Source organism: Micromonospora sp. CPCC 206060 (assembly GCF_036906895.1).
In the GTDB taxonomy this organism is placed as follows: domain Bacteria; phylum Actinomycetota; class Actinomycetes; order Mycobacteriales; family Micromonosporaceae; genus Micromonospora.
Genome location: NZ_JBAKHU010000049.1, coordinates 23,134 through 41,414, shown reverse-complemented (window position 1 = coordinate 41,414; position 18,281 = coordinate 23,134). Strand labels below are relative to the sequence as shown.

At 69.9% G+C, this 18,281-nt stretch carries 12 protein-coding genes and 1 pseudogene; 11 read left to right on the top strand and 2 right to left on the bottom strand.

Going from position 1 to position 18,281, the window contains the following annotated elements; translation table 11 throughout:
* The first annotated feature begins 20 nt into the window (after positions 1-20).
* Both V6U90_RS24620 and V6U90_RS24615 read left to right on the top strand, forming a co-directional pair.
* Complete coding sequence (locus V6U90_RS24620; protein ID WP_334441173.1) at positions 21-371, top strand: hypothetical protein; 351 nt, start codon at positions 21-23, stop codon at positions 369-371.
* 335 nt (positions 372-706) lie between these two features.
* A complete protein-coding gene (locus V6U90_RS24615) occupies positions 707-994 on the top strand; it encodes a hypothetical protein (RefSeq protein WP_334441171.1) in 288 nt (95 codons plus the stop codon).
* A 44-nt stretch (positions 995-1,038) separates the two neighbouring features.
* Here the strand turns inward: V6U90_RS24615 and V6U90_RS24610 are convergent, their stop codons facing one another.
* Positions 1,039-1,728 carry a helix-turn-helix transcriptional regulator gene (locus tag V6U90_RS24610; RefSeq protein WP_334441168.1) on the bottom strand — a complete coding sequence of 230 codons (690 nt, stop codon included), beginning with the start codon at positions 1,726-1,728 and terminating at the stop codon, positions 1,039-1,041.
* Positions 1,729-2,191: 463 nt separating this feature from the next.
* Between V6U90_RS24610 and V6U90_RS24605 the strand changes: the two genes are divergently transcribed.
* The 9 genes and pseudogenes from V6U90_RS24605 (at position 2,192) to V6U90_RS24565 (ending at position 13,805) form a co-directional block, all read left to right on the top strand.
* Positions 2,192-5,857 carry a nitrate reductase subunit alpha gene (locus V6U90_RS24605; RefSeq protein ID WP_334441165.1) on the top strand — a complete coding sequence of 1,222 codons (3,666 nt, stop codon included), beginning with the start codon at positions 2,192-2,194 and terminating at the stop codon, positions 5,855-5,857.
* Positions 5,857-7,554 (top strand): nitrate reductase subunit beta, encoded by a 1,698-nt coding sequence (gene narH, locus V6U90_RS24600; protein WP_334441162.1) that lies wholly within the window; start codon positions 5,857-5,859, stop codon positions 7,552-7,554. The genes V6U90_RS24605 and narH overlap by 1 nt, the downstream gene beginning before the upstream one ends.
* Positions 7,551-8,171, top strand: coding sequence for a nitrate reductase molybdenum cofactor assembly chaperone (gene narJ / locus V6U90_RS24595; RefSeq protein WP_334441159.1), 621 nt, complete (start codon positions 7,551-7,553; stop codon positions 8,169-8,171). The genes narH and narJ overlap by 4 nt, the downstream gene beginning before the upstream one ends.
* Positions 8,168-8,928, top strand: a pseudogene (gene narI / locus V6U90_RS24590) (respiratory nitrate reductase subunit gamma). The gene narJ and the pseudogene narI overlap by 4 nt, the downstream one beginning before the upstream one ends.
* Positions 8,929-9,139: 211 nt before the next feature.
* On the top strand, positions 9,140-10,351 hold the full coding sequence (locus V6U90_RS24585; protein ID WP_442933668.1) for an MFS transporter: 1,212 nt from the start codon (positions 9,140-9,142) through the stop codon (positions 10,349-10,351).
* 191 nt (positions 10,352-10,542) lie between these two features.
* Positions 10,543-11,049, top strand: coding sequence for a hypothetical protein (locus tag V6U90_RS24580; protein ID WP_334441153.1), 507 nt, complete (start codon positions 10,543-10,545; stop codon positions 11,047-11,049).
* Positions 11,050-11,061: 12 nt separating this feature from the next.
* Entirely contained in the window at positions 11,062-11,610 is a 549-nt protein-coding gene (locus V6U90_RS24575) for a TetR/AcrR family transcriptional regulator (protein WP_334441151.1), read from the top strand.
* Between the two features lie 281 nt (positions 11,611-11,891).
* Entirely contained in the window at positions 11,892-12,278 is a 387-nt protein-coding gene (locus tag V6U90_RS24570) for a hypothetical protein (protein WP_334441149.1), read from the top strand.
* 297 nt (positions 12,279-12,575) lie between these two features.
* Positions 12,576-13,805, top strand: a complete 1,230-nt coding sequence (locus V6U90_RS24565; protein ID WP_334441146.1) for a trypsin-like serine peptidase — start codon at positions 12,576-12,578, stop codon at positions 13,803-13,805.
* Positions 13,806-13,969: 164 nt separating this feature from the next.
* Here the strand turns inward: V6U90_RS24565 and V6U90_RS24560 are convergent, their stop codons facing one another.
* Positions 13,970-18,256: a discoidin domain-containing protein gene (locus tag V6U90_RS24560; RefSeq protein ID WP_334441143.1), complete on the bottom strand. Its 4,287-nt coding sequence runs from the start codon at positions 18,254-18,256 to the stop codon at positions 13,970-13,972.
* Positions 18,257-18,281 lie beyond the last annotated feature (25 nt).

Below are 18,281 nucleotides of genomic sequence, written 5' to 3'. Positions count from 1 at the left end.
CGAAACGGAAGAGAAACAAGATGGCTACTCGGAGAAACCTGCTGTTCATGGGCCTCGCCGCCGCCACCGACGGGCAGCCGGGCTTCTGGGCGATGTCGGTCGAGGGCGACACCGCGGTGGTGACGTTGCACAGCAGCCGTTCCTCCCGTGGCACCGCCGCGACCATCGACCGGTTCTGGCGCGGCTACGACCGCGCGGAGATCACCCAGCACAACTTCTCCACCCAGTCTGTCTGCAGCACCGACGCCCGCCGCGACGTGGTCTGCTACCAGAACAGCCACCCGAACCGATCGGCGACTGGGAGGTACTCAAGCGGGTGGCCCCCAACCCGCTGGTCCCGACGTACGGCGAAGCGATCGCCGCCGCGCTGACAGACGAGGAGCGCGAGCGCCTCGACGCGTACATGACCACCCTGGCAGCGGCCGGGACGCCGACACGTCGCACGATGGCGGTGGCGTTCCTGCGCGCGCTGCGCCCCTGACGCGCGTCGACGTCGGGCCGGGCACCTGGTCGACGCCCCAACGGGCACCGACCAGGAGACGACATCTCGACCAGCATCGAGATGTCTCTTAGCATGGCCCCTTCGCTACGGATCCCCCGATCCCACGGCCATCAGGAGACTGTCATGTTCAGGCGAACACTCCCAACGCTCGCAGCGGCCCTTCTCGGTCTGTCCGTACTGGCAACTCCTGCACAGGCGGCCCCGGTGACCCGGCCTGCCCCCGTTGCCCAGTCCACGCTGGCCACCCAGACCACACCTACCGGTTGCACCACCTGGATCGAGTGGGTCGCCGAAGGCAGCAACTACTACTACGGCCGCGGCAACGTCAGGTGCTCCACGGGCCGCTACAAGGTAAAGATCCAGTGCCGCAACGCCCAGACCGGCGTGGGATACGTCGTCTACGGCACCCAGGCGGTCTACGCCCCCAACACCGCCACCACCACCTGCTACAGCGGCAACGTCGCCGAGACCGTCGAGGCCGTACCCCAGTGACGGCTCCCCGCTGACGCGGTGGTGCTCCGGGTACTGCCCGTGCCTTACCGCGGCAGGGTCAGTCGTACCACACAGGCGTCGGAGGCGCCGAAGGGTTCGAGCACGGCGCTGGCCGGTGGGGCGCCGGCGCGTTCCAGCGCACCACGGATGACACCGACGTGCAGGGCGCAGATCGCGTCGGGGTTCCGGTTGACCAGTTCGAGGAACGGACAGGTGTGCAGGTGGACCTCGACGGTTCCGTCGCCTGTCTCGTGCCTGCGTGGGCTGAAGCCCAGTGCCCGTAGGACGTCGAGCAGCGTGTCAACCGGGTCCCCGCCTGCGACGGTGGCGGCGGCGAGGTGGCGCCCCCAGTCGAGGCCGGCATGGGTGGCCTCGGTTCGCGCGTCGCCGTGGTGCCGGCGGGACAGGTGGTCGAGGAGCGCGGCGGCGAGCGCCCGGTAGGGCGCCGGGGCGGGGGCCTCCGTCAGGGCAACCCGGTAGCGCCAGGCGGGTCGGCCGGGTTGGCCGCCGCTCGCGCGTGCCTTGACCAGCAGCCCGGCGTCGACCAGGCGGTCGAGGTGGGTTCGGGCGGTGGACAGGTGCAGGCCGGTCCGCTGCCCGACCTCGGCGGTGGTCATCCCGGTGCCGGCGGCGCGTACCAGTTCCAGGATCGAGGCCCGGCTGGCGGTGCCGAGGGCCCGGTGGCTGCGGGGATCTATCGTCGTGCCGATCGGCCCTGTTCGCGAGGTTTCCACGCGGGGAACGTTATAACGTCATTCATCCTCACAACCAGGGTCGCGGTCTGTCTGCCGCGCCACATGGCCACCCCTGCCGCGCCCCATGGCCACCCCTGCCGGGCTCGTCGCCGGACGCGCCGTCGCACCGTGCCGGGTCGTTCGGCCCTTCCGGGCGGTCTTGGGCGGCACGCCCGACGGGGGCGCCCGTAACCCGTGCCCAGGAGGCCCCGGCGCGGACGGTGGACCCGACCTCGCGACACCACGTGCACAGTCGGTGACGGTGGGTCCCGACCGAACCCGAACGGGTCCCACCGGCAGTCGGCACGGGAAGCCGGAGAACCGCCGACGATCTCGGGACCTTCGGCCCGGAGACGCGAGGTAGTACGTCGAAAGGATGGCCGCGGCGCCCCGCTCCGGTTGCGCTCCGGCGGATCTGCCGGGAATGTGAGCATCACGGTGATCCATCGGAGGGATGAGGCACATGTCACGAGCGACCGATGCTGCCGGGCGGGCGCTGCTGGGGGTGGGTGGTCTGGTCCGCCGGGCCGAGGTGTCCGCCGACGGCCGAACGCTGCACCAGATCGGCGGGCGGGAAGCCGACACCTTCTACCGGGACCGCTGGTCCTACGACAAGGTGGTGCGCTCCACGCACGGGGTCAACTGCACCGGCTCGTGCTCGTGGAAGGTGTACGTCAAGGACGGCATCATCACCTGGGAACAGCAGCAGACCGACTACCCCAGCGTCGGGCCCGACCGTCCCGAGTACGAGCCGCGTGGCTGCCCCCGGGGCGCCGCCTTCTCCTGGTACACCTACTCGCCTACCCGGGTGCGCTACCCGTATGCGCGGGGTGTTCTGGTGGAGATGTACCGGGAGGCCCGCAGGCGGCTCGGTGACCCGGTGGCCGCCTGGGCCGACATCCAGGCGGACCCGCAGCGGCGACGCCGCTACCAGAAGGCACGCGGCAAGGGTGGCCTGGTGCGGATCGGCTGGGACGAGGCGCAGGAGATGATCGCCGCCGCGCACGTGCACACGATCGCCGAGCACGGCCCGGACCGGATCGCCGGTTTCTCCCCCATCCCGGCGATGTCGATGGTGTCGCACGCCGTCGGCGCCCGGTTCGTGTCGCTGCTCGGCGGGTCGATGCTGTCGTTCTACGACTGGTACGCCGACCTGCCGGTGGCTTCCCCGCAGGTGTTCGGCGACCAGACCGACGTGCCCGAGTCCGGGGACTGGTGGGACGCCTCCTACTTCGTCATGTGGGGCTCCAACGTCCCGGTGACCCGCACGCCGGACGCACACTGGATGGCCGAGGCCCGCTACCGGGGCCAGAAGGTCGTGGTGGTCAGCCCCGACTTCGCCGACAACGTCAAGTTCGCCGACGAGTGGATGCCGGCCCAGCCGGGTACCGACGGCGCCCTGGCGATGGCGATGGGGCACGTGATCCTCCGGGAGTTCCTCGTCGACCGGCGCACTCCCCGGTTCGTCGACTACGTGCGCCGCTTCACCGACCTGCCGTTCCTGGTGACCCTGGAGCCGGGCGCGGACGGGGCGTACCGGCCGGGGAAGTTCCTCACCGCCGAGGATCTGGGCGAGACCGGGCGCGAGGCGGCCTTCAAGACGGTGCTGTGGGATTCGGCCACCGACGCTCCCGCCGTCCCGAGGGGCAGCCTGGGACACCGCTGGGGTGAGCAGCCCGGGCAGTGGAACCTCGACCTGGGCGACCTGGAGCCGGCGCTGACCTGCCTCGGTGCGGGCGACTCGGTCGAGGTGGAACTGCCGCGCTTCGACACCGACACCCCTGAGGTGCTGCGCCGGGGCGTCCCGACCCGCACCGTGGGCGGTACGCTCGTGACCAGCGTGTTCGACCTGTTGCTGGCCCAGTACGGGGTCGGTCGGGACGGTCTGCCCGGGCAGTGGCCGACCGGCTACGACGACACTGCGGTGCCGTACACGCCGGCCTGGCAGGAACCCATCACCGGCGTGCCGGCGGCGCAGGTGGCCCGGGTGGCGCGGGAGTTCGCCGACAACGCCGAACGCTCGGGCGGCCGGTCGATGATCCTGCTCGGCGCGGGCACCAACCACTGGTTCCACTCCGACGCCACCTACCGGGCCATCCTGGCGCTGGTGACACTCACCGGCTGCCAGGGGGTCAACGGCGGCGGCTGGGCGCACTACGTCGGGCAGGAGAAGTGCCGCCCGGCGACCGGCTGGGCACAGCTCGCCTTCGGCCTGGACTGGGTCCGCCCGCCACGGCAGATGATCGGCACCGCCTTCTGGTACGTGCACACCGACCAGTGGCGCTACGACACGTACTCCGCCGATACGGTCTCCTCCCCCACCGGCACGGGTGCCTTCGCCGGCCGGCACACCATGGACCTGCTGGCCCAGTCGGCCCGCTCGGGTTGGATGCCGTCGATGCCGACGTTCGACCGCAGTCCGCTGCGGCTGGCCGACGAGGCGCTCGCGGCGCGTCCCGACGACCCGGCCGGCTGGGTGGCCGAGCAGCTCGGCGAGGGCAACCTCCGGTTCGCCTGCACCGACCCGGATGCGCCGGAGAACTGGCCGCGGGTACTCACGGTCTGGCGGGCCAATCTGCTCGGCTCCTCCGCCAAGGGCAACGAGTACTTCCTGCGTCATCTGCTCGGCACCGACGCCAACCTGCGCGCGGACGAGGCGCCGCAGGAACTGCGGCCCAGGGACGTGACCTGGCGGGACGAGGCCCCGCAGGGCAAGCTCGACCTGCTGCTGAGTCTGGACTTCCGGATGACGTCGACCACACTGTTCTCCGACATCGTGCTGCCGGCCGCCACCTGGTACGAGAAACACGACCTGAGCAGCACCGACATGCATCCGTTCGTGCACGCGTTCACCCCGGCGATCAACCCGCCCTGGCAGACCCGCACCGACTTCGACGCCTTCCACGGCATCGCGAAGGCGTTCTCGGCGTTGGCGGCCGACCATCTCGGCGTCCGCCGGGACCTGGTCGCCGCTCCCTTGTTGCACGACACCCCGGATGCGATGGCGACCCCGCACGGCCGGGTCCGGGACTGGGCGGCCGAGGGTGAGACCCCGGTGCCGGGCCGGACGATGCCGAAGCTGGTGGTGGTCGAGCGGGACTACGGCGCCGTCGCCGACAAGCTGGCCGCGCTCGGGCCGCTGATGGACACCCTCGGCACCACCGGCAAGGGCGTGTCGGTGGACGTCCGGCCGGAGGTGGACTACCTGCGCCGCCGCAACGGCGAGATCCGCGGCGGGGCGGCCGACGGGCGGCCGTCGCTGGCGCGGGACGTGCACGCCTGCGAGGCGATCCTGGCGCTGTCGGGCACCACCAACGGACGGGTGGCCACCGCCGGGTTCCGCGACGTGGAGAAACGCACCGGCGTACGCCTGGCGGACCTGGCCGCCGAACACGAGGGAAAGCAGATCACCTTCGCCGACACCCAGTCCCGGCCGGTGCCGGTGATCACCAGCCCGGAGTGGTCGGGCAGCGAGCACGGCGGGCGACGGTACTCGCCGTTCACCATCAACACCGAACGGCTCAAGCCGTGGCACACGCTGACCGGCCGGCAGCACTTCTTCATCGACCACGACTGGATGCACGAGGCGGGCGAGTCGCTGCCGATCTTCCGGCCGCCGCTGGACATGCACAAGCTCTTCGGTGAGCCGCGACTCGGCCGCAACGGGGAACTGGAGATCACCGTCCGGTACCTCACGCCGCACTCGAAGTGGTCGATCCACTCGGAGTACCAGGACAACCTCATCATGCTCACCCTGTCCCGGGGCGGCCCGACGATGTGGATGAGCGAGGCCGACGCCGCCAAGATCGGGGTACGGGACAACGAGTGGATCGAGGCGGTCAACCGCAACGGCGTCGTGGTCTGCCGGGCGGTGGTCAGCCACAAGATGCCCGAGGGCACCGTCTACATGTACCACGCCCAGGAACGGGTCATCGACGTGCCGAAGGCCGAGGTCAACGGCCGGCGCGGCGGAATCCACAACTCGTTGACCCGGCTGCTGGTCAAGCCCACCCACCTCATCGGCGGGTACGCCCAACTGTCGTTCGCGTTCAACTACCTCGGCCCCACCGGCAACCAGCGCGACGAGGTCACCGTGATCCGCCGCCGCTCCCAGGAGGTGCAGTACTGATGCGGGTCATGGCACAGATGGCGATGGTGATGAACCTCGACAAGTGCATCGGCTGCCACACCTGCTCGGTCACCTGCAAACAGGCGTGGACCAACCGTTCCGGCGTCGAGTACGTCTGGTTCAACAACGTCGAGACCCGCCCCGGGCAGGGTTACCCGCGCACCCACGAGGATCAGCAGCGCTGGCAGGGCGGCTGGGTACGGACCCGCTCCGGCAGGCTGAAGCCACGCTCCGGCGGTCGGGTGAAGAAGCTGTTCAGCATCTTCGCCAACCCGAAACTGCCGTCCATGCGCGACTACTACGAACCGTGGACCTACGACTACGAGCACCTCATCAACGCGCCGGCCGGTGCGGACACCCCCGTCGCCCGCCCCAAGTCGCTGCTCACCGGCCAGGACACGAAGATCACCTGGAGCGCGAACTGGGACGACTCGCTGGCCGGTGGCAACGAGATCGCCTCCGGTGACCCGGTACTGGCGAAGGTGTCCGGCCAGGTCCGGCAGGAGTTCGAGAAGACGTTCATGTTCTTCCTGCCACGGATCTGTGAACACTGCCTCAACCCGTCCTGCGCCGCCTCCTGCCCTTCGGGGGCGATCTACAAGCGGGCGGAGGACGGCATCGTCCTGGTCGACCAGGACCGCTGCCGGGGCTGGCGGATGTGCGTCACCGGCTGCCCCTACAAGAAGGTCTACTTCAACCACCGCACCGGCAAGGCCGAGAAGTGCACCTTCTGCTTCCCGCGCATCGAGATCGGCCAGCCGACCATCTGCTCGGAAACCTGCGTGGGACGGCTGCGCTACCTGGGGCTGATGCTCTACGACGTCGACCGGGTGGCCGAGGCCGCCGCGGCCAAGGACGAGCACGACCTGTACGACGCGCAGCGCTCGGTGTTCCTCGACCCGCACGACCCGCAGGTGGTCGCTGGCGCCCGGGCGGCCGGGATCCCCGACGACTGGATCGACGCGGCGCAACGCTCCCCGGTCTGGGACCTGATCATGAAGTACGAGGTGGCACTGCCCCTGCACCCGGAGTACCGGACCATGCCGATGGTCTGGTACATCCCGCCGCTGTCACCCGTGGCCGACGTGCTGCGCGACACCGGCCACGACGCCGAGGACGCCGGTAACCTCTTCGGCGCCATCGACGCCCTGCGCATCCCGGTGGAGTACCTCGCCGAACTGTTCACCGCGGGCGACCCGGCGCCGGTGCGCGGGGTGCTGAACCGGCTGGCCGCGATGCGCGCCTACCAGCGCCGCATCAACCTGGGTGAGGCGCGTGACGAGTCCATCGCGACGGCGGTCGGCATGACCGGCGCGCAGATGGACGAGATGTACCGGCTGCTCGCCATCGCCAAGTACGAGCAGCGGTACGTCATCCCCGCCGCGCACGCCGAGGACGCGCACCGCCTGGAGACGATCGCCACCGAGTGCAGCCTGGACTACGAGGGCGGCCCCGGGATGGGCGGCTGCGGCCCGTACGGTCAGGGACCCTTCGGTGAATCCTCCGGCACACCCGTACCCGTCCAGGTGGAGACCTTCCACATGCTGCGTGACCGGCAGACCGCCGAGGACTTCACCGATCCGGGCGACGAACCGCGCCGGGTCAACCTGCTCAACTGGGACGGCAAGGGCACCCCGAGAGGTCTCTTCCCACCCCGCCGCCCCGGGCCCGGACCCGCTGCGGGAGGTGACCGGTGAACCAGCCGATCTGGCGGGCGGTCGCCGCCCGCGCCGCGTCGCTGCTGCTGCGCTACCCCGACGAGGAGATGCTGGCCACGCTGCCCACGATCCGCGCCGCCCTCGACGGCCTCCCGGCTGCGGTGGCCGACCCGCTGCGCACCGTCGTCGCCCACCGGGAGGACACCGCACCCGTCGAGCTGCGCGCCAGCTACGTGCAGCTGTTCGACTTCCGCCGCCGCTGCTGCCTGCACCTGACCTACTACACCTGCGGCGACACCCGCCGCCGGGGTGAGGCACTGGTCGGTTTCGCCAGCGCGTACAAACAGGCCGGTCTGGAGGTCGTCGACGGTGAACTACCCGACTTCCTGCCCGCCGTACTCGACCTGGCCGCGGCCCACGACAGCGGATGGCGGCTGTTGCGCGACAACCGGATCGGCCTGGACCTGCTGGTCGAGGCGCTGGAGAAAGAGGGTTCCGGGTACCGGTGCGCGGTGACCGCCGTGCGGGAGATGCTGCCGCCCGCCCGGCCCGGGGACCTCGCCGCCGCCGCACGGCTGGCCCGCACCGGCCCCCCGGTGGAGCAGGTCGGTCTGGAACCGTTCGCACTCGTCGACACCTCGGAGGCACGCCGATGAACACCCTGCTGTGGGTCGTCTACCCGTACCTGACGACCGCGGTGCTGATCGGCGGGCTGATCTGGCGCTACCGGTACGACAAGTTCGGCTGGACCACCAGATCGTCCCAGCTCTACGAGAGCACCGTCCTGCGCTGGGGCAGCCCGCTGTTCCACTTCGGGGTGCTGATGGTGCTCATCGGGCACGTCGGCGGCCTGCTGGTACCGAAGTCCTGGACCGAGGCCGTCGGCGTCACTGAACACGCCTACCACCTGATGGCCGTGTTCATCGGCACCGTGGCGGGCCTGTGCACCCTCATCGGCCTGGGTATCCTGATCGTCCGCCGCCGGCTGAACGGCCCGGTGTTCGCCGCCACCACCCGCAACGACAAGGCCATGTACGTGGTGCTCACCGCGGTGATCGTGCTGGGTCTGCTGGCCACCGTGCGGGCCAACGTCACCGGCGACGGCTACGACTACCGGGAGACCATCTCCCCGTGGTTCCGGTCGCTGTTCTACCTCAGCCCCGACCCGCAGATCATGGCCGCGGTCCCCATCGGCTTCCAGATCCACATCCTGGCGGCCTTCGCGCTGTTCGCGTTCTGGCCGTTCACCCGGCTCGTCCACGCCTTCAGCGCCCCCGTCGGCTACGCCACCCGCCCGTACGTGGTCTACCGCAGCCGCGACGAGCGGCCCGGACTGCGACCGGCCCGGCCCGGCTGGGACGGCCCGCCCCGCCTGCCGGCCCCCGCCGTCGCCGGACCCGCTCCGTGCGGTGAGGCACCCCCGGCGCCGGGGACAGCGTGCGCCTGCCCGCCGTTGCGGTGCCGGGCGGCGGGGCCCTCCGGCCCTGCCCGGACCGGTTTGGCGGGTCGAGTCTCATAACCACAGGACGCCACACCCCCACCACCCCAGCCGGCCCCTGTTCGGCGTACGAACCCACGGAAGGCAGCGATGACCGGTTCTCGTGACAGGCAGGCTGCGGACACCATGCCGGCGCCGGGGGCGGACCCTCGCACCGCCACCCCGGGTAAATCCACGGCGACGCTCCAGCTCGCCCTCGCCACGCTCGGTTTCCTGGTCAACTTCTGGGCATGGGCCCTGCTGGGTCCGCTCGGCCCGGGCATCAAGGAGCGGCTCGGTCTCAGCTTCGCCGCGCAGTCCCTGCTGGTGGCCGTACCGGTGATCGTCGGCTCGCTCGGGCGCATCCCGGTCGGCGCCCTCACCGACCGCTACGGCGCGCGGGTGGTGTTCCCGCTGGTCACGGTCGCCACGATCATCCCGGTGCTGACCCTGAGTGTCGTCTCCTCCTACACCGCGCTGATCGTCACCGGATTCTTCCTCGGCATCGGCGGCACCGCCTTCGCCGTCGGTGTTCCCCTGGTCTCCGGCTGGTACCCGCCCGCACGTCGCGGCTTCGCCATCGGGGTGTTCGGCATCGGCATGGGCGGCACGGCGATCGCCAACTTCACCACCGTCCGGCTCGCCGACACCTACGGCGCGCGGGCACCGTTCCTGCTCGTGGCCGTGATCCTCGCCGGCTACGCGGTCCTGTCGTTCCTGCTGCTGCGCGACGCGCCCGGGCGGGCCCGCCCAACCGGATCGGCCTGGCAGCGCCTCACCGCGGTCGGCCGGCTCACCGTCACCTGGCAGCTGTGCTTCCTGTACGCCGTGGGCTTCGGCGGGTTCGTCGCCTTCAGCGTGTACCTGCCCGCCTACCTGCGCACCGCCTACGGGCTCACCGCCGCCGACGGTGCGCTGCGCACCGCCGGTTTCGTGGTGCTCGCTGTCCTCGCCCGGCCGGTCGGCGGTTGGCTCTCCGACCGGTTGCACCCGGTTCCCGTGCTGGTGTGGTGCTTCGCCGGGGTGGCCGCCTTCGCGGTGGTCCAGGCCTTCGAGCCGCCTCTGATGCCCGTCGCAACCGTCGCGCTACTCGGGATGGCGTTGCTGCTGGGGGCCTCCAGCGGCGCGGTGTTCGCTCTCGTCGGCAAGGTCGCCCCCGCCGACCAGGTGGGCGCGGTCACCGGCCTGGTCGGCGCCGCCGGCGGTCTCGGCGGTTTCGTCCCGCCGCTGGTGATGGGCTGGGTGTACGGATCGCAGGGGTCCTACGCCATCGGTCTGATGCTGCTGTCCGATGTCGCCCTGGCCGCCGCCGTATTCACCGCCGTGAAGATGGCGGGACTTGTCAAGCCGCACGTCTGAGCGTCGACCGGACGGATGCAGGGCCAGTACCAACACGGCGGCCACCGAGAAACTGGAAGCCCGGGGTCAGCGCACGCGCCACGATGCTCTCGGCTGAGGAGGACGGTGACGATGACGATGAACGACCGCCGTGACTACCAACGTGGACACCTTGCGTGGACACCCTGTCCACGCACGTCTAGGCTTGTGGCATGTCCCTACTCACCGCCCTTCTCACGGTCCCTGTGGTCGCCCTGCTGACCCAGCCGCTCTGGGCGCCTTCCTGGGGCGCGGGCATCCTCGGAGAGGTCGCGACGTTCGGCGTCCCGGGCGGGATCGCGGCGATCGCTGTGTTCTTCGGCCTTGTCGCCCTCTACTGCCGGCACCTGCAGCGGCTCCAAGAGTGCGTCACTCCCGAGGCTCGTTTGCGGTCCCCACGGTCCGTCTGGTTGATGTTCGCCATCCCGTTCAACTTCGTCGAGGACTTCTTCATCATCGCCGACCTCGGCGGCAGCCTCCGCCGCGACGGCCGCGTACCGGGTTCCGTCATCCGCTCATGGACGGTTGCCGGCAAGGCGTGGTGCCTCTTCCAGATCGCCTCGCTCCTTCCCGGAACGGTCGGCGTGGCGTCGGGCGTGCTCGCACTCGGCGTCTGGGCCTGGCACTGGAGCCACACCGCTCTCATCGGGCGCCGGTTGACCGCCGCCGTCACCGCCTAGGCAGGCCCACCCGTGCCCCTTCCCCGCTTCCACAGGCTGCCCCTCGACGAGCAGGCGCGCATCCTCGCTGTCGCCACCCACCAACTCTCGATTCGCGGCCTCGCGGGCATGTCGGTCAACGAGATTGCCGACGAAGCCGGCCTGTCCCGCTCCGCGATATACAACTACTTCGACGGTAAGAGCGACCTCATCGACGCTGTTCGCGCCGCCGCCATCAGGAAGGTCTCTGCGGCGCTCGGCGACTGGACCACGCAGCCCGACTCCAAGGCGTTCTGGGCCGCGTTCCGGGCAGGCGCGGAGCAACTTTCCGCACTCCTCGCCGAGGCTCCAGAGCTCCGCCCGGCCCTCGCCACCGTCACCGGCGGTGGGCTTGACGAATGGGTGAACGCTTTCTTCGAGAACGCGGTCGCGCTCGGGCTCGTGTCCCCGCAGCACCGCCGCCTCACCCGGGTAGCTACAGGCGCGATCCTCGCAGCGGCGGACGCCGCGGAGCTTGCCGAGCCAGGCAGCATATCCACGGCGGACGTGGAGGCAGTGCTGCGAGCAGTCTGGCGTGGGTGACGGTGATCCGGCGGATGGGCGGCGTCCAGGTCGTCGACGGTGGGGCCGGCCGGCGACAGCGCCAGCGTGTCCCAATCGTCGGGGTGCAGCAGCCGGCGGGCCGTCCTGTGCCGCTGACGACCTGGCGGAAATACCATGTAGGACGCGGCGTTGGCCTCAAGGCGGGCCGGCACACCATTGGCACCCTTAGCGACATTGTGCACCGTCGCTGTGACCATAATCTATGAGCCGGACCAGTACTCGCTGGTCGCATCACCACCTGTGGGGACAAGATGCGTCGAATGCTCGTCAGCGCCGTGTTCGCGACGACTCTGCTTCTCGCCGGCTGCTCCAGCGAACTCGATCCGATCGTCGGCGAGTGGACGGCCGACGGACCGCAGCCCGCTGGCTACTCCCACTTTGCCGACAACGCAATGATCCGCGTCGACAAAGCGGGCAAAGCCGTCCTCGGGACCTCGCCCTGGAACCTCTGCGGAGCCGCGACGGTGACGGTGAACGAGGCCACCGACGATCAGACCAGTTACCGGATCGCGTTCCCGACGAGTACCTGGTGCGTCACTGTCGACGTGCCGTTGAGCCTCGACGTGGTGACCAAAGGGAACATCTTGGAGGCGACGCCCACCGGTTCGCCGACCGGAGCGGTGTACCGCTTCAAACGTGCTGGATAGCGTCATGACATGCGCTGGCTGGCAGGCCGCCGGTTCCGGTGCCGGCTGCGGGATGAGCAGTTGGCGAAGCTTGGCGTCGCTGGAGGCTGGCCCGGCGGCGTGGGGACTCACCGGGCACCCTGGCCCGGGTGGCTGACCTGATCACCCGCATGTTCACGGGCCAGCGCCGGACCCTACCGGTACCAACCCCTGCCGGACCGGCACCGCCAATACATCGATAACTTTGCATTTCTTCCTCGGCTTCGTGTATGAAGGCTGAAAGCACGTTGACGTGCCGGTTCCTGGGGAGGAGCAACGATGAAACATGCCCTGCGCCGCCTGCGAACGGCGGCGGTCACACTCGGCGCCTGCACGCTGGGGCTGAGCCTGCTGTCGGTACCCGCTGCCGAGGCGTACTCGGTTCAGCCCCTTGCACCACACTCCGAGCGGGCACCCGAATCAGCACAGTTCTCCGCAGAGGGAGTCACCACGGTCGGTGAACTGCGCACGGTCGACGGCTCGCTGTCCTACACCGGGGACGGCCGGACACAGATCATTCGGCACCCCGGCGCGACGTACGTCAAGGTGCACTTCAGCTCCCTGCGGCTGGCCCACGGCGACTACGTCACCGTGTCCAGCCCCGACGGCCGGGAGAGCCACCGGTACGACCGCTCCCTGAGTCGGGCGACCGGCTCGGACTACACCACTGACGGACAGCCGGGCTTCTGGGCGATGTCGGTGGACGGCGACACCGCGGTGGTGACGTTGCACAGCAGCCGTTCCTCCCGTGGCACCGCCGCGACCATCGACCGGTTCTGGCGCGGCTACGACCGCGCGGAGATCACCCAGCACAACTTCTCCACGCAGTCTGTCTGCAGCACTGACGCCCGCCGCGACGTGGTCTGCTACCAGAACAGCCACCCGAGCGAGTACGCCCGCGGCAACGCCGTCGCGCGGCTGCTGATCAGCGGCGGCGGGTTGTGCACCACCTGGCGGGTCGGCAACACCAACCGCATGCTGACCAACAAGCACTGCTTCTCGACGCAGTCCGCCGTCAGCGGCAGCGAGATGCAGTTCAACTACCAGTGCGCCACCTGCGGCGGGGCGAACCCCGGCCCCGGCACCAAGGTCAGCGGCGCCACCCTGTACAAGGTGAGCGCCGGCGGCTCCGGCGAGTTGGACTACGCCCTGTACTCGGTGAACAACTTCACCACCATCCAGGGGTTCGGCACGCTGTACCTGGCGACCACCGCCACCACCACCGGCACGCGGATGTACATCCCGGGGCACGGCGACGGCAGCCCGAAGCGGCTGTCGATCTACGAGAACACCGAAGGTGGCACGACATGCACCGTGAAGAACGCGAACTACAACACCTGGAACATCAGCTACAGCTGTGACACCTCCGGCGGCAACTCGGGTTCACCGGTGCTGAACGCCAGCCACCGGGTGATCGCCCTGCACCACCTCGGCGGCTGTCCGTCGAACCAGGGTGCCAAGGCCCACCTGATCTACAACGAGATCGCCAGCCTGATCGACAACGGCTGACGACGCCGGCCACCTCGGTTTGCCGGGCTGGCCAGTGGCTGCTCGGGTAAGTCGGACAGCCGCATGGTCGTCCCCCGCCCTGCCGGCTCCCGCCGGCGCCGTACGGCGCCGGCGGGAGCCGGCGTACTTCCCGTGGTGGTGCCGCCGGGGCACCGGGCGTCAGGTCAACTGCGGTTGATGGTGAACGTGCTGGTCGTGTTCCGGATGTCCTGGTAGTTGTCGCTCAGCCGAAGGTTGACGAAGGTCGCGGAGCCGACCGCCGGGCCCTGCCCGGTTTCGGGCATCTCGTTCACCCAGATGCCGAAGCCGGACTTGGCGTCGAAGGCGTCACCGCTGCGGCGCGCGCCGGAGATCGACACGTTGGTGAAGACCGTGTCGGTGATCGGGTTCTCCGGCTGGCTGCCGGTGTACTTCGTCTGGAACATGATCCCGGAGTACGTCGGGTCGACGATGTCGACATCGGACACCCGGATACCGCGGAACTCCTTGGACGCCGAGAAGACCCAGATCGCCGGGAAGGTCTGTGCGCCCCAGAAGTGACCACCGGCCCGGATCAGTGAGATGTTCTCGAACCGGGTGGGCGGGTTGGCTCCGAAGCCGATGAACGGGTAGCCGAAGTCCAGCGAGCTGATCGTGATGCCGGAGTAGGTCAGCATGTCCGCGATGTAGAGGTTGCGGAACACGTTGTCATAGCCGCCGTACACTGCGATACCCGCTGCCCGCCAGGTCAGCGTGGCGGTCAGGTTCTCGAACACGTTGCCGTGGTTGGACGTGGACGCACCCTGGTCGATCGCGGAGAACAGCGCGAACGCGTCGTCTCCGTTGGACCGGCCCTCCGAGTTGGCGACCAGGTTGTTCGTGCTGCCGTTGGTCATGTTCACCGCGTCGGCGAAGGTGTTCCGGAACCGGCTGTTCGTGATCTTCAGGCCGCTGACGCTGACCCCCCAGTAGGCGCAGACGGTGTGCTCCACCCAGACGTTGTCCAGCGTCATGTTGTCGACGTCCTTCAGTTCACCCCAGACCTTCCCCGGCCCGTCGATCCGGTTGGTGTAGTTGCCGAAGAAGGCGAGATGTTCGAAGGACGACCCGCTCGCCGAGGACTCGACCCGGAAGCCGGCGTCGGTGTTCTGCTGCGAGGCCGGCGTCTGGAAGCGGGTGAACCACATGCCCGCGCCGACCACCTTGACCGCCTTGCCGTAGACCTGGAACTTCTGCGCGGTCTCGTACGTGCCGGCGGGCAGGTAGACCCCGACCAGGTTGCCGGTGGTGTCCATCCGGACCGCGTCCAGGGCGTTCTGCACGTCGGAGTGGCTGTACCCGGTCGGTACCTTGTACCGGGTCGGGTCCGGATTCGCCCGTGGCGCGGCCTGCTCCAGGTTGATGAAGTCGATGGCGTACATGGTGCTGTTCGCCGGGTCCTTCTGCAACCGGATCCGGCTGCCCGCCGGGATGGTCGAGTTCAGCAGTACGTTCGCCTCGTCGTAGAGGTGCCGCGGCGGGCCCGCGCTCGGCGAATCACTCGGGCTGGCCTCCGCACCGTAGAGCCAGATGTGCTTCGAGGTGAGGCTGATCGGCTTGTGCAGCACCCCGTTGACGTAGATGTTCAGCGTCGAGTCGATACCACCGCCGCCGGGTGCGTCGGGGATGGAGAAGCGGGTCACCAGGGCGTTGGCGGGCGCCCTGGTGGTCCACTCGACGTACGCCCCGGTCGTGTTGAGGGTGACCGCCCGCCGGCCGGACGCCTCACCGGCCAGGTCGCCGATGGTCCGGTTCGGACCGACCACCTGCGCTCCGCCGCCGACCGAGCCCTCCTCGGCCTCGTACATGTCGTACGGCAGGTTCGCCCCGCGGCCGACGAACAGCGGCCGGTCGCTGGTGTTGTTCTGCCGCTTCACCGGCAGTTCGTTGGCGTCGTCGGCGAGTACCACCCGGACGGTGTACCGCCCGTTGGTCGCGGTCCAGGTGCCGAGGTTGACCGGGCCGGCGCTCGCCCCGGCGGCGATGGTGCCGCTGTACGAGCCGGTCAGGGTGCGGACCACGGTGCCCGAGTCGTTGAGTACGGTCAGCGTGATGCCGTGCGCGCCGCTCGCCGAGGCGACGGTGCCCTGGTTGCGGATGGTCACCGCGAAGCTGACCGTGGCGCCCGCGCTCGGCGTGCCGGGCGACCAGGTAACCGCCGAGGCGACCAGGTCGGAACTGGCCACCGGGCTGACGGTCAGCGCGGTCGGCCGGGTGTAGCTGTTGTTCGCCTCGTCCTGCTCGATCACCGTGTTCGCCTCGTCGACCTTGCCGATCAGCTCGTAGCTGCCGGCGTTGCGCGGGCCGATGTTCGCCGAGACGGTGGTCGACGCACCGGCGGCCAGGGCACCGACGGTGGCCGTGCCGACCTTCGTCGTACCCAGGTAGAAGCCGACGGCGGTGGCGACGGAGGCTGCGGTGCCGGCGTTGCGGACCGTGGCGGACAGGGTGATCGCATCGGTCTCCACCGGCGCGGCGGGTGACGCGGTGAGGCCGGTGACGGTGAGGTCGGGGTTCGGGGCCGGGACACCGATGACCTGGAGTTCCGCCACCTGCCCGTTGGAGGAGCCGGAGTTCGCGGTGAACCGGAGCCGGATGTCGGCGGCCGTCGCCGACACCGGGATGGTCACCGTGTTGCTGGCGGTCGGGCTGAACGAGTACGGGGCGGAGCCGACCAGCGTGCTGAACCCGGACGTCGACTGCTCGCGGCCGAGGACCTCGAAGGTCTGGGTACGGGGGCCCCAGGCCGGGTCGGGGTTGAGCCGGACCACCAGCGAACTGATGCTCGCGTTCGCGCCCAGCGCGACGGTCAGCGTGCTCGGGTACGCCCCGGGCGCGCCCTCCCAGTAGGTGGTGACGTCGTTGTCGTTGGCGTTGACCGCGTTGAAGACGTGGACCACCGAGGAGGCGGTGATCGGCTTGCCGACCGCGAGGTTGGTGCCGCCCGGGGTGCTGCCGGGGCGGGTGACCGTGTTGCTGTTCGCCGACACGTTGCCGGCCGCGTCCCGGGCCCGCACGTAGTAGGAGACCGTCGCGGTGTCCGGCTGGCTGTCGGTATAGGCGAGGGTCGAGCCGTTCACGCTGCCGCGCAGCGCGCCGTTGGCGTAGACGTCGTAGCCGGTGACCCCGACGTTGTCGGTGGACGCGGTCCAGGTCAGCCGGATCTGGCCGCTGGCCGGCTGGGTGTGGGACAGGTTACCCGGAGCGGTCGGCGCGACCGTGTCACCGGTGTTGCCGGTACGGGTCACCGTGTTGCTGTTGGCCGACTGGTTGCCGGCGGCGTCTCTGGCCCGTACCTGGTACGAGACGGTCGCCCCGGCCGGCTGGGTGTCGGTGAAGGTCAGCGTGGAGCCGCCGACGCTGGACCGGAGCACGCCGTTGGCGTACACGTCGTAGCCGGTCACGCCGACGTTGTCGGTGGACGCGGTCCAGGTCAGCCGGATCTGGTCGGTCGCCGGCTCGGTGAAGGTCAGGTTCCCGGGCGCCGACGGTGGCGTGGTGTCCCCGGCCGTCGGCCCGTAGATCTCCAGCTCGGCGAGTTGCCCGGCGGGCCAGCCGGTGTTGGCGGTGATGAGCAGCCGGACGTAGCGGGTGGCCGCGGTGGGCACGGTGACGGTGACCGTGTTGCCGGTGGCCGGGTTGAAGGTGTACGCCGCCGAGGCGACGAGGGTATCGAAGGTCGACCCGTTGGTGCTGCCCTGCACGGTCAGCGTCTGGCTCCGGGCACCCCAGCCGGCGGGCAGCTTGAGCACCAGCCGGTTGACGTTCACCGTGGCCGCCAGGTCGGTCTGGATCCACTGTGGGAAGGCGTTGTTGGCGCTCTCCCAGTAGCTGGCCGCGTTGCCGTCGTTGGCGTTGCCGGCGACGTACACGTCGGCGTGGCTGCTCTCCGCCATCGTCTTGCCGAGCGCCAGGTTGGTCGACGAGGTGGCCGCGCCGTACACCTCCAGCTCGGCGAGCTGGGCTGCGGGCCAGCCGGTGTTGGCGGTGATCGCGATCCGGACGAACCGGGTGCTGGTGGCCGGGAAGCCGATGGTCACGGTGTTGCCGTTGGCCGGGCTGAACGACCGGCCGGCGGCGGCGACGATGGTGTTGAAGCCGCTGCCGTCCGTGCTGCCCTGTACCGACAGCGTCTGGGTGCGGGCCTCCCAGGCTGCGGGCAGCTTGAGCGTCACCTGGTCGATGGACTGGCTGGAGCCGAGGTCGACCTGCGCCCACTGTGGCAGTGCGCCGCTGCTCTCCCAGTAGCTGCCCTGGTTGCCGTCGGTCAGGTTGGCGGTGGCGTACGGTCCGTTGGTGCTGCTGGCCGAGGTGCCGCGCCCGGCGGCGAGGTTCGGGCCGCCGGTGGCGCCGGCGGGCGGCGCCGGGGCCGCGGTGACGGCCAGGCCAACCGCGGCGAGTACCGCGATCAGTCGGATGCGGAATCTGGACATGGTGGGGGTGCACCTTCTTCCGGGG